The organism is Marinihelvus fidelis (assembly GCF_008725655.1).
In the GTDB taxonomy this organism is placed as follows: domain Bacteria; phylum Pseudomonadota; class Gammaproteobacteria; order Xanthomonadales; family SZUA-36; genus Marinihelvus; species Marinihelvus fidelis.
On record NZ_VYXP01000003.1, the window covers coordinates 169,645 to 182,111 of the forward strand.

9 protein-coding genes are annotated in these 12,467 nt (G+C 65.4%); 3 read left to right on the top strand and 6 right to left on the bottom strand.

Annotated features, from left to right (window positions below; genetic code table 11):
- Positions 1-24: 24 nt before the first annotated feature.
- Positions 25-2,472 (bottom strand): zinc-dependent metalloprotease, encoded by a 2,448-nt coding sequence (locus tag F3N42_RS05195; protein ID WP_150863325.1) that lies wholly within the window; start codon positions 2,470-2,472, stop codon positions 25-27.
- Between the two features lie 98 nt (positions 2,473-2,570).
- The gene (locus F3N42_RS05200) at positions 2,571-4,115 is read right to left on the bottom strand and encodes a DUF4139 domain-containing protein (protein WP_150863326.1); all 1,545 of its coding nucleotides are present in this window, start codon (positions 4,113-4,115) and stop codon (positions 2,571-2,573) included.
- A 116-nt stretch (positions 4,116-4,231) separates the two neighbouring features.
- Here F3N42_RS05200 and F3N42_RS05205 point away from each other — a divergent pair, with 116 nt between their 5' ends.
- Both F3N42_RS05205 and F3N42_RS05210 read left to right on the top strand, forming a co-directional pair.
- The gene (locus F3N42_RS05205) at positions 4,232-5,833 is read left to right on the top strand and encodes a sensor histidine kinase (RefSeq protein WP_150863327.1); all 1,602 of its coding nucleotides are present in this window, start codon (positions 4,232-4,234) and stop codon (positions 5,831-5,833) included.
- Positions 5,830-6,525 carry a response regulator transcription factor gene (locus F3N42_RS05210; RefSeq protein WP_150863328.1) on the top strand — a complete coding sequence of 232 codons (696 nt, stop codon included), beginning with the start codon at positions 5,830-5,832 and terminating at the stop codon, positions 6,523-6,525. Before F3N42_RS05205 ends, F3N42_RS05210 begins: the two co-directional genes overlap by 4 nt.
- A gap of 290 nt (positions 6,526-6,815) precedes the next feature.
- Here the strand turns inward: F3N42_RS05210 and F3N42_RS05215 are convergent, their stop codons facing one another.
- Genes F3N42_RS05215 through F3N42_RS05225 form a run of 3 tightly spaced genes read right to left on the bottom strand, consistent with a single transcriptional unit; the run spans position 6,816 to position 10,103 of the window.
- Positions 6,816-8,801 (bottom strand): hypothetical protein, encoded by a 1,986-nt coding sequence (locus F3N42_RS05215; protein ID WP_150863329.1) that lies wholly within the window; start codon positions 8,799-8,801, stop codon positions 6,816-6,818.
- Between the two features lie 4 nt (positions 8,802-8,805).
- Complete coding sequence (locus F3N42_RS05220) at positions 8,806-9,771, bottom strand: HAAS signaling domain-containing protein (RefSeq protein WP_150863330.1); 966 nt, start codon at positions 9,769-9,771, stop codon at positions 8,806-8,808.
- Positions 9,768-10,103, bottom strand: coding sequence for a PadR family transcriptional regulator (locus F3N42_RS05225; RefSeq protein WP_224784724.1), 336 nt, complete (start codon positions 10,101-10,103; stop codon positions 9,768-9,770). Before F3N42_RS05225 ends, F3N42_RS05220 begins: the two co-directional genes overlap by 4 nt.
- A gap of 201 nt (positions 10,104-10,304) precedes the next feature.
- On the opposite strand from F3N42_RS05225, the gene F3N42_RS05230 reads away from it, so the two are divergent.
- Complete coding sequence (locus F3N42_RS05230; protein WP_150863332.1) at positions 10,305-11,528, top strand: hypothetical protein; 1,224 nt, start codon at positions 10,305-10,307, stop codon at positions 11,526-11,528.
- Between the two features lie 15 nt (positions 11,529-11,543).
- Here F3N42_RS05230 and ypfJ read toward each other — a convergent pair whose 3' ends face one another.
- Entirely contained in the window at positions 11,544-12,419 is an 876-nt protein-coding gene (gene ypfJ / locus F3N42_RS05235; RefSeq protein WP_150863333.1) for a KPN_02809 family neutral zinc metallopeptidase, read from the bottom strand.
- Between the last annotated feature and the right edge of the window lie 48 nt (positions 12,420-12,467).

Sequence of the window (12,467 nt, forward strand, 5' to 3'; positions counted from 1 at the left end):
CCGGCCGCCCGCCAAGACCGCCGCCTAGCCGCCGATGGGCGAGCCCGGCGGCGGTGTGACCTGGCCGGGCACGCCGTCAGCGGCCGTATCCAGCGCGTTGATCCAGGCGCGCGCGGCGGCGTAGTGGGCCTGCCATTCACCGCTATCCCGGCCCCGGGCGCTCTTGCCCAGCCATTCATCGATTGAAGCGATCGCAGCCAGCGCCTGGGCGCGGGTTTCACCAGTAGCGCCACCGTCGGCCGCCAGGGCGCCCAGCGCGCGCAGCACCTGCAGGCCCGTCTGACGGGCAATGGCGCCCTCGACACCTTCCCCGCCCGGCTGGAACCACGTCGCCTGCAGCAGGTGATCGAGCAGCTCCGAAAATGCCGGATAGCCAGCGTCCCCGGCATGGAAACCATTCATCCGCGCCGCGCGCCAGGGGTGCAGCAACACGTCGAGTGTCAGACCGGTTGCCGCTGCCGCGGGCGCCAGCGGGTCAAACGCCGGCCCGGTGCGGCGGTCGAAGGTCTCGCGGTCACGCGGATGACCCGGCGGCCTTGGCGGGATCATCGCCGCCAGGCCCTCAGGCAGCACCAGCATACCCGGCGACAGCGCGCCGACCAGGGTGTCGATGGCCTGCCGCTGGCGATCTGCATCAACAATGGCCGGCAATGGCTGGCCGTCGCCGCGCAGGTTGTAACGGAACCGCTCGCCGCCGATCAGCTTGCCCACCGCCTGCAGCTGGAAGCGGTGCAGCAGGTAGATCGGCACCAGCGCCTCCTCGAGCGTGGCCATCGGCCGGCCGGGGCGGATCACCGCCGGGGAAAAGCGCCCCAGCGCGTAGTCACGCACTGCCACCAGGTGCTCGAACTCGGCGATGGCGTCGGCACCGTTGTCCCAGAGATTGCCGTCCGGGTGGGCGGTGCCGGGGTTGCGCGAATCCGAATCGGACACGAACAGCAGGCCGTCGGCGATGATGCCCTCGAGGATCGCGCCGCGGGCCGCGGCCTCGTCGGTGCCCGCCGGGAAATCGCGGTAGGCGTAGTCGATGGTGCGCCGGTCCCATTCGCCCACGCCGACGCCGTAGGCGTCCGACAGGTCCAGGCTGCCGTCGGCGGCGAAGCCGACCTTCGGAAACGGGTAGTCCATCACCGATGAGCGGTCGTTGACGCTGGCGGCGAAGTTATGGTGCAGACCGATGGTGTGGCCGACCTCGTGCGCGGACAGCTGGCGGATTCGCGCCAGCGACATCTCCAGCATCTCCGGCGGCACGGCATCGGAACCGTCCTGGTACGGCGCCAGCAGCCCTTCCGCGATCAGGTAGTCCTGGCGCACCCGCAGTGAGCCCAGGGTCACATGACCCTTGATGATCTCGCCGGTACGCGGGTCGACGACCGAGGAGCCATATGACCAGCCGCGGGTCGAGCGGTGCACCCACTGGATGACGTTGTAACGCACGTCCATGGGGTCGGCATCCTCGGGTAGCATGCGAACCTGGAAGGCATCCTCGTAGCCCGCCGCCTCGAAGGCCGTGTTCCACCACGCGGCGCCGTCCAGCAGCGCCGAGCGCACGGGCTCCGGCACGCCGGGGTCAACGTAGTAGACGATGGGCTCAACCGCCGGCCCTGTCGCGCCTTCGTGGGAAGCGCGCTGCAGGCGGTGACGAACCGCGTAGGTCACCTCAAGCGGCTCGCCGATCGGGCTGGCGTAGTCGGCGAAGGTCCGCGCCGGCACCATGCCTGCGCGCGGGTCCAGCGGCAGCGGCGTGTAACCCGGCGACGGCAGCCGCACCAGTGAATGATGCAGGTGCACGGTGATCGCGCCGGCTTCGGGAACCACGGTCGGCAGGATGTCGCTGAGCGGGCGGCCGTTGCCGTCGAAGGCGCGGTCACCGGTGTAGGTGATCACCGCCTCGATCTCGGTGTTATCCGGGAAGGCGCGCGTACGTGGCAACCAGATGGCGGACCGGCCGGAATCGACCTGGTAGCGGCCCTGCTTCGCGCGCGCCAGTCGCTCGCCCAGCCCGTGGGCGTCGCGCAGGAAGAATTCCGTGGCATCGACGAGCACGCTGTCGCCGTCGACCGCCAGGGCATCGAAGCCCCAGATCACCGAGCGCGCGAAGGAATGCGCCACCGCGGCGCGTTCCGCGGCGTCATCGCTGTTGGCACGGTAGGTGGTATTCAGCTCCACCAGGAGCACTTTCGGGCCGGTCCGCTGGAAGGCCACAAGGCGCGTGTCACCCAACTGCCCGCGGTCCAGGCCCAGGTCATTGGACCCCACGCCCCGGGCCATCGACGCCTGGTAGATGAACGGGTCATCCATCCGGTCGATGCGCAGCAGCAGGCGGCCTTCATCATCGTCCCAGTACAGGTCGAAATAGCCTTCCAGGTGGGTGAGCCCATCGGTGTGCTCGTCCAGGGCGTCGGCGTGGGCCGGCGCGGTGATGAGCGTGAAGAGCAGTGCGAGCAGGCCGAAAAGCAGTCGGTGGGTCATGCGGTGTCCTTGGCTGTGCGATAGGCGACAGCGAAGAGTCTAGCCGAATCGGGCCGGCGCGCTACAGCCGCCGGCCCCGTCCTGCCCCTTCGGAGCGATTACCAGTCGTAATGCACCGTGTAGCGGATGACCGTTTCGCCCTCGGCCGGCACCTTGACGTCGAAGCGCACGCGATGGGCGTTGTCCTTCGTATCCCGGTGCGAGGCATCGCTGATGTCCCAGTTGGCCGCGCGATACAGGTTCTCCAGCACCGCCACGTTGACGGCCTCGTCCTTGTGATTGCGCAGCTTGATCTCGAACGTCTCCCACAGGTTGCGCCGCACGCTGTCGACACGGAAATCCACCTGCGTACGTTCGCCAACCACGTCGAAGGCATTACCCATGCGGATCAACACGTCTTCGTTACGGGGGGTGTGGTCGAGCACATCTTCGCCAATGAATTCCAGGCTGCCATCGGCCGTATCCAGCTGGTTGACGCGGATGCGGCCGGCCGGCAGCGGCACGCCCAGGCCGGAATTCTCGTCGTTGGCGAAGCGCAGGAACACGCTGACATCCTTGCCGGCGACGCGGCCGTAACCCTGGTCCAGCTGCTGGTAGCCATACCAGCCATAGTCCAGCGTCGGCGCGAATACCAGTTCCTTTTCGCAGGCCACGCCCTCGGCCGACGGCATCAGCTCAAGCTGCCGGGTTGAGTTCTCCGGCAGGTCGGTACGCCGGCCCAGGGTGTAGAGGTGGTACTCGAAAAATGATTTTTCCTCGAAACCGGCCATTGCGTCGGCTTCCATCATTGCCATCTGCCGCATCGCCTTCGTGCTGGGCGCGTGGGCTGGCTGGGCGCGGTTGACGTCCCCGGCGATCAGCTTGAGGCGGGCATTATCGTAGCTCGCGCCCGACTGGTTGACGATGCTGACCCAGGCCGAAAGGTCCATGCTGCAGTCGTCCGTCTCGTCGTAGACGATGTTGTAATCGGCCCACCAGGTCATGCCCTGCGTTTCATAGCTGACCCGCGTGGTCTGTTCACCCGCAGCCGGGCTGTCCAGCAGCCACTCCAGCGTCGGTCGCGTCATCAGGCCACCGGGCAGTTTGCCGAAGGTGATATTGGTGTAGCTGCGCACCGCCTGCACGCTGCCATCCTCCAGTTGCAGGGTCAGTCCGTCGGTCGCGCCCAGCAGCACACCGCTAACCTGCTCCACGTGATCACCGCGCGGCACCTCGACGGTGATGGTTTCACCCAGGTAGCGCTGGATGAGCTTGGCCTGGCTGACCAGGTCGAACTTGAAGCTCTGCTCAATGACCCGTGTACCCGGCTCGTCGAGCGAGGCAAAGGTCACCGTGGTCGGGTCGATCAGCGCCGCGACATCGGTGACCCGGTGCGTCTGCAGGCCCTTGCCGATCTCGAAGCTGCGATCGTGGCGAACGATCGCGTAACCGGGTACATGGCCGTAGCCGGAACGGCCGTTGACCGGGCGATAAAGCTCCGGGGAAACCGCGCCGGGCTGCAGGCTGGAGTAAATCGTAACGGCGTCGTCACTGCCGCCGCTCGGGTCCTGGGCATGGCAGGCCGCGGCAAAACCGGCCAGCAACGCCACGGCCACGCCATGGGCAATCGGGGAAATTCGACGGGTCATCCTGTGTGTTCGCATTTGAGTTACCTCGGTCAGTGTTCATGGCGTAGAACGCACGGCAGCGCAAAAAGGGGTTAACGGCGGCAGGTCATCTTGTATTCTATGTTCAGGGGAGGTTCTACAGAGGTCATGAAATGGCAGTGGTCAAGGCCAGCTTTACCCGCAACCTGAAGTTTGCCTTCGGCGTCATGCTGATCATCGCCATGGCGATCGCCTGGTATTTCTATGACAGTGCGCGCTGGTTCGCGCGTGATGTCCAGCGCATCACCTCCGCGGGCCGCGTGCTCGACGCCTACCAGGAATCGACCTCCGCCGTGGCCCGGCAACTGTTTGTGATCACCGAGGCCGTCGAGACTGGCAACAGCCCCGGTGTCGGGGTGATCGCCGCCAACAATCGCCGAATCGAATCAACGCTCGCCGCGGCGCGCGCCGCCCTGCGCGCCGAGCCGGTCACGCAGACCGGGGGTATCAGCGAGCCGTCACTGCTGGTCGAGGCGACCACGGCGGCCAGCCTGGTCACCGCTACCGCCACGCGCATCGACGAGGCCCTGACCGCGCGCGACCCCGAAGCCGCCGATGCAGCACTCGGCCAGCTACGCGACCAGGGGGAGGCCAGCCGATTCTTCGTCATCATGGACAGCCTGGTCGATGACCGGCACGCCCGCCTGGTGGAAGCCGGCGACCAGGCCCTGTCGCTGTCCGGCTATGTCATGCGCCTGCTGCCCGCCGTTGCCGCGCTGCTGTTGCTGTTCGCCGGCCTGGCGCTGGCGCGTTTTTCACGCAGCCTGAAAAACTCCATCGGCGTGCTGCACCAGGCCGTGGCCGAGTTCGCACGCGGCAACCTGAAGCACCGTATTCCCAAAATTCGCGAGCGCGAGTTCCAGGAGTTGGGCAGCGCTTTCAACGCCATGGCCACCCAACTCTCGGACCAGGGTGATGCCCTGCGCAATACCAATGTCCGGCTGGAAGCGATGGTCGAGGAGCGCACCCGAGAACTGCAGGCGAGCAACGACAAGCTGGCCAAGGTCGACGAGCACCGTCGGCGACTGCTGGCCGATATCAGCCACGAATTCCGCACCCCGCTGACGGTCATCAAGGGCGAGTCGGAGATCGCCATGCGCGGCAAGGGGCTGGATGCGGACGCGTACAAGGAGTCGCTGCGTCGCATTATCGACACCGCCGACCACGCCACCAGCCTGGTGGAGGACCTGCTGTTCATCGTTCGTGCCAATGCCGGCGAGCCCAGGCTGCAGGTTGAGCCGGTGGAAGTGACGGAAATTGTCCGCAAGGCCTGCGAGGAGTTCAACGCCCGCGCCAGCCAGAAGGAAATCACCATCGCGCATCAACCCGCCGCCGGACGCGCCACGCTGGACGGCGATCCGCGCCGATTGCGACAGGTATTCGCGATACTGCTGGATAACGCGCTACGATATTCACACAACGGCGGCACCATAGAAGTGACCGTCGAGACTGGCAAAAACGAGGTGAGCATTATGGTTCGGGACGAAGGAATCGGCCTGACGGAGGAAGAAGCCGTACTGGCCTTCCAACGGTTTTACAGGGGTAACCAGGCGGTCAGCCACGCACAACAGGGGAGCGGGCTGGGTCTGCCGGTGGCAAAAGCCATCATCGAGGCGCACAAGGGGCGCATCTCGCTGGATGGCGAACCCGGTGTCGGCGCAGTCGCCACGGTCTGGCTGCCGGCCCGCGGCGGCCGGCTGAGGGCGGTGGCATGAGGATCCTGATCGTTGAAGACGACGCCAGGGTCGCCGACTTCCTGCGCCGCGGCCTGGCCGCCGAGGGGCATTTCTGCGTCATGGCCACTGATGGCAACGAGGGCCTGACACTGGCCCAGGAAGGCGATTTCGACATGATCCTGCTGGACCTGATGTTACCGGGTATGCACGGTCACGAGGTTTGCCAGCAATTGCGCATGAATCGCATCAACACCCCGCTGATGATCCTGACCGCGATGGACGCCCAGGAGGACATCGTCGATGGCCTGCGCCTGGGCGCGGACGACTACATGACCAAGCCGTTCTCGTTCGAGGAACTGCTGGCCCGTATCGAGTCGGTCATGCGTCGCAGTGATTCACGCAGCCTGGAAGACCCGCGCCTGAAAGCCGGCCGCATCACGTTTGACCGTGACGCCCTGCTGGTCGAGGTGGAAGGCCAGCCCATCAAGATGACCGCCAAGGAAATGGCCATCCTGGAACTGTTCATGTCGCATCCTGGCAAGCTGTTCAGCCGCGAGCGCATTCTCAGCAATGTCTGGGGCATGAACATGGACCCGATGACCAACGTCGTAGACGTCTACATCGGCAAGTTGCGCAAGAAGATTGACCGCTCGGACAGCGACTCGATGATCGAGACCGTCCGAGGGCTTGGTTATCGCTTTATCGTTCCACCCGGCAACCCGGGCCGCTAGGCTTTGAGGGCGCCCGGCACGGCCGGGCGTTTCATTCGCTGTTCATGGCGGTTTCAGTACGCCTTCAATGAGCAGGCCCTATGATCAGGCGGTCGTTGACGGATCGGCGACTGTTTCCGAACGCTCCGCCGGCTCGCGCTGAAGCCGCCGGGGCAGGAACGGCGGGCTCGCCCAACGGCCCCCGTTTCCGTAGCCGTAAGGATGCGCCCTGGGCAGGCTGGTGAGGCCATCCGACACGGCAATCCTCACCAGCCTGCCGGTTTTAACCCTGCCCTGTACACCCCACCCGCTCAATCCTTGCCGGTAACGTAATCAAACCGCACGGATGCTTCGCCCATGACCGGCTCGGCCACGAGCGTCTCGCCCATCAAGGTCACCCACCCCGGTAGCAAAGACACGCGCGTCGGCAAGGGCTGCGTGACCAGTTCATGCCGCCCCTGGAACACGCCCGCCTGCTCACCGCTGAGTGCACGCTCCACCCAGGCCGCGTTCATGCCGGCCTGGCAACCGGCCAACAGGCCGGGCTGCACCCGGAACAGGGCCCGGATCGGCGACGGTGACAACGGAACTGGGCGGGCCAGCCCCGACCAGCGGGCGACCAGCCTGCCGCCTTCGAACTCGAGCGGAGACACCAGGGCGCCGTCCCAGGTGGCGAGGTCCGCGAAGGTGGTGAAATCACCCTTCCACCGCGCCGTGCATGGCAACGCCCCGGCCAGGTCCCCGGAAGGCGTAAAGGCCATTTCGCCGGCCAGTTCCAGGTTCCCGGCCACATCCACAGCCATGCGCAGTTGCTGCAACGACGCGTCCACAGAGAACCCGGAAAAACGTACATCCAGGGCGCCACTGGGGCGAATCGCCATGTCGACCCGGCCGCCGGGTGCGGATGGACGCAGGGCCGCCACGCGTTCCACCGCCGCCTGGCACTGATCGAGGCGCTGCTGGCGCTGTGTCCTGCACTGCAGGAGCGCCTGGTCACGCACAACCAGGCAGGCATCCCGGGCTTCCTCCTCGACCGCGATACAGGCCTGCCGTTCCTGCGCCATGCGTTCATTGCGGCGGTCACGGGCCTGCAGGCATTCCGTGTCCTGTTCCTCCGCCAGGCAGCGGTTATTCAGCGGATTACGCAGGCTGCAGACCGTGCATTGCCGGGTATCACGCAGCAGCGGGCAGTTCTCATGACTCACGGTGCATTGCTGCTGGGTCGTGCACTCGCTGCTCGCACAACTGAGCTCATCCGCCGAAGGAGCCTGCATGGCGGCGCTGAAACGTGACGAGCCATCTCCCCTGGGCTGCAGTGATACCGCGATCGACTGGTCTACCAGCGCAGTGCGCAATGCCGTGGCCAACGCGCTCCGGGCCATGACCATCGAAACGGGAGCGTCGTCGTGGCCCGGGTCGACAAGGCCAGCGGTGGCGGCGCCAAACGCTTGCTCATAGTCGGTGAAGGCCACGGAGCCGGTGGTGGCGGGCACTACGCGTGGTGGCTGTTCGCGTACCACCCGCACCAGGCATTCCCGGCCAGCATCAACAAAATACCCCGTCCAGGGCTGCTGCCCCTTGCGGGTGGCGGGTGGCGCCATGGCCGCACCGGCATCCAGTCGCCGAACCCCGGTTGGGTTGCCATCGACAAAGTCGTAAACCAGCAACAAGCCCTCCTGTGCCCCGGCACCCTCACAGCGGCGCACACCCGCCAGGAAGGCCAGGTCGAGCGCCAGCCGCGTGTTGTCGGGCTGGACCAGGAGCGCCCCGGCACGCATCACGGGCCATGCCGTCAGTGGCAATGACCGGTCGGCCACCCCTTCAAACGCGCCCGAGAACCGGGCACCAGCTTCCAGGATACCCAGCGGGGCGAGATCGAACGCCATCCTGTTGCCAGAACCGTGTTCGAGCACGGCACCAGCTGGTGCGCGCACATCCGCCTGCCAGGTGATGGCATCATCTTCAAAGCCCAGGAGAATCTCGCCGTTCCATTCACCGGCAGTGAACCAGATCAACTGGTCATGGAAATGCACCCGGGCGGGCGCACTCAACTCGCCAGGCAGCACGCGCTCAAGCCAGTCGCTGATGGCGCTGCCGAGCAAAGGGCTGTCAATCGTGATCACCGCATCGATGCGCTCCATGGCCGCGAGCGCGGCGGCGGCTTCCGCCGTCCGCTCCGCCTGCAACCGGATCGCACGATCGTCCAGCGGAGGTGAAGACAGCGACGCGCAGCCCGCCATGACCGCCAACAAGACGGCCACGGCGGTACCGCGAATCGCCGGTGTGATTCCTTTCATGACCCTACCCCACGGTCATCGCATCCTGCGAAGACCTTGCATCCGTTCGCCGCAAGTATGCACGAATCGCGACCCACGCATCCCAGGCAATGAAGCCGGCGACAACCAGCAGCGCGATCCTCAGCGTCCGCTCCGCCCACGATTCGGCCAGCACCGCCGGTGCACCCGACACGATCAGCAGGTCCGGCACGCTGGCCAGGTAGAGCACCAGGCCCAGCATGACCAGGCTGGTCCCCGCCTCGATCACCAGCGTCCAGCGCTGCCAGACGCCGCGCGACAGCACCAGCAGGTGCAGCAGGAAGGCCAGGCCGAAGACGATATTCAGCGGCCAGTACAGCGGTGCCCAGGCATCGGCCAGTGAGAAACTGAAGGTCCCGGCCGGGATCCAGCTATCCAGCCTGACGACCCCGTTCCACCACAACAGGAAAAACCCTTCGCTCACCAGGTTGGTCAGCAGGTCGCCACGATTGACGGGACTGACACTGCCATCGAGCAGTGACGAGGCCTTCCAGCGGTCGTACCACTTCAGTCGCTCACCGGAATACTCCAGCGCAATGAACGCCACTGTCACCCATACCGCCACCCAGAAGGCCAGGCTCACGGACTGGCTGATGACGCCCAGTGGGCCGGTACGCCAACCCGTGGTCACGCCGATGACCAGCATCACCACCACCTGGATCGCCAGCGCCGCGACCACCGCGAAACGCAGCGTCCGCCACCAGTCCGGGTACAGCGTCGGGCCAATCAGGTACCGTTGCGGCTGGTAGCCACGCGCGACCCGTAACGGGTGACCAAAGCCCTGCAGTACTGACTCGACCTCGGCACGCGACAATGACCGGTCGCTGGATTCGGCCAGGCCTTCGAGTTCGCCGTCGATGGCGTCCCGTAAATCGGCCAGCACGGCGTCACGGTCCTCGGGGCGCAGGTGGCGCGCCACCGCATGCAGGTAGTTTTCAACCAGGTTGCTCATGGTATGTCTCCCGTCAGTGCACGCAGGCTGGCATCAATGGCCGCCCAGTCCTGCGACAGTTGTTCAAACACGATCCGGCCCTCGTCCGACAGCCGGTAAAAGCGCTTGCGGCGCTTGTTCTCAACCCGCCACTCACTGGCCAGAAGCCCCTGTTGTTCCAGGCGCCGGACCAATGGGTACAGCGTGCCCTCCTCCACCGACAATCCCTGGTCGGCCAGCGCCTTACGCAGTGAGTAACCGTAATGCTCACGGCGCAGCTGCCCCAGAACGGCCAGGACGATGGCGCCCCGGCGCATCTCGGATCGCAATGTTTCCAGGTAATCGTTTGGCAAAACGGGCTCCTCGGTCGGGCCATCGTGACTCACCACAACTACTGTGAGACACATCATGTATGCCACATACTATGTTACACACAGTATTATTGCAAGCGACCAGCGCCCTGCGGGTCGGCCAACTGTCAAAATCGCGCATATCTCATATACTTGGGGCATCACCCGGCCTCGTGACCGGAACCAAGAAAAGAGGATCTCACCATGTCGAAGCACAGCTTGACCCGGCGGTTACTGCTTCCCGCACTGATCACCCCGGCGCTCGCCATGCCGCTGGCGGCGCTTGCGGACGTGGAAAACATCACCCGCGCCTTCTCAGGCATCTGGGACCAGCCCGACCAGGAGAGCCAGGGCCTGGTACTGCAGATTTCCGCTGACGAGGGGGATGAAAAAACCGGCGTTGCTTACTGGTTTACCTATGGTGATGACCTGGCCAGTTCCTGGTATGTCGGCGTTGGCCCCGTAGCCGACGGCCTGGTTGACATGACGCTGTATCGCGCCGACGGCGCGGGCTTCCTTGAGGCCGCCGGCAGCGGCTCCGCCAGCGTTGAAGCCGTCGGCAGCCTGGCAATGCGTTTCCAGAACTGCAACCAGGGCACCGCGAGTTTCGACACGCCCGACAATGTGCTGGGCAGTGGCGAATTCAGGATCAAGCGCCTGACTTCGGTCATGGGCATGCGCTGCAGCGGCGGCATCTCCGATGACACGCCGCCAGGCACCCGCCCCACCCGGCTCGAGGTCGAACTTGTCGCCGCGCGTGATGATGTCACCGGCAAGGGCAAGGCGACCTTCTGGGAACGCGCGGACCGTTCCGATTTCATGGTCCAGGCCAACGGCGGCATGGCCGACGGTCTCTACGCCCTGATGGTCTGCGGCGACCATCGTGGTGATGTCGAAATCGTTGATGGCGGCGGCACGCTGGCGTTCCGCAGCCCCGGCATCGACGCCAAGCCCTTGCTGGACTTTGACCCGCGGGACTGCCTGATCGAACTGGTCGATGACACCGGCGTGGCCCTGACATCGGGCGATGCCGTACTGGCGGAGAAGGCGCGCGGCAACAACGGTGGCGGCCAGGGTGGCAACAACGGCCAGGGCGGCGGCAATGATGACGCCGACGTGTCGTTTACACCCACCGGCCTGGTCCCGGGCGCCAAGGGCAATGCCAGCCTGGCCTCCGACGAGACGTCGACCACCTTCACCGTGCATGTCATGAAGGTGCCCGCCGGTGATTACGACGTGGTCGTTGGCGGAACCACCGAAGGCGTGCTCACCGTCGAAGACGGCCCGGGCCAGCTTAAGGGCACGCTGCGGTTCTCAGACCCTGCAGCGGATGATGGGGAACCACTCGACTTCGACCCCAGCGGCCAGCTGATCGAGATTTACAACGCTGATGGCGTGATCCTGGAAGGCTTGTTCCCGGACGCGTAACCGCCCGGGAAACATTCAGAGGCTGTCGTACGGCACCTCGAAGGTATCACCCTGCCGCAGCAGGCCGCTCTGCAGGCCGCGGTTGAACCAGCGCATACGCTGCTCTGATGTGCCGTGCGTGAACGCGTGAGGCACGATCCGCCCCTGGGTCCTGGACTGGATGGCGTCGTCGCCAATCTGGTTGGCGGCGCGCATGGCCTCCTCGATATCGCCACGCTCAAGGTATTCGCTGTTGTGATTGGCCCACACGCCGGCCAGGTAGTCAGCCTGCAACTCCAGCCGCACCGAGTACTGATTGTAATCCGGCTGGCCACGGCGCCGCGCCACCTGCTCTGAAATACCCAGCAGGTTCTGCACGTGATGACCCACTTCGTGGGCGATGACATAGGCCTGGGCGAAATCCCCGGGGGCCTGGAACTCGCGCTCGAGTTCGTCGTAGAAGCTCAGGTCGATATAGACCTTGCGGTCCGCCGGGCAGTAGAACGGGCCCATGCGCGCGTCGCCGGTGCCGCAGGCCGTCGGGTACTGGCCGGTATAGACCACCAGTTCCGGCGGTACATAGTTGCCCAGGTTTTCCGCCTGGAACTGCCGGCTCCAGACATCCTCGGTATCGGCCAGCACCACGGTGACGAAATCGAAACGTTCCTGCTCGGCCGCGGTGGGCTGGTAATCGACCTCGCGCACCTGGTCGCCACCCATCATCGACGCGGGATCGAAAAGCCCCAATTGCCAGCCAATAAAGCCGACCACCACCAGCACCAGGATGCCCTTGAAGCCGAACTTGCGGCCCACCAGGTTCAGAATCATGCCGCCCGCAGCCGTACGCGCGACGACTTTCTTGCCGCGCGCGTCCTCGACATTGGTGCTTTGCCTGCGTCCTTTCCACCGCATGGATGATCCCCCGTTTGACCGTTTGCATTCGCCCGCCAGGGCGTACCG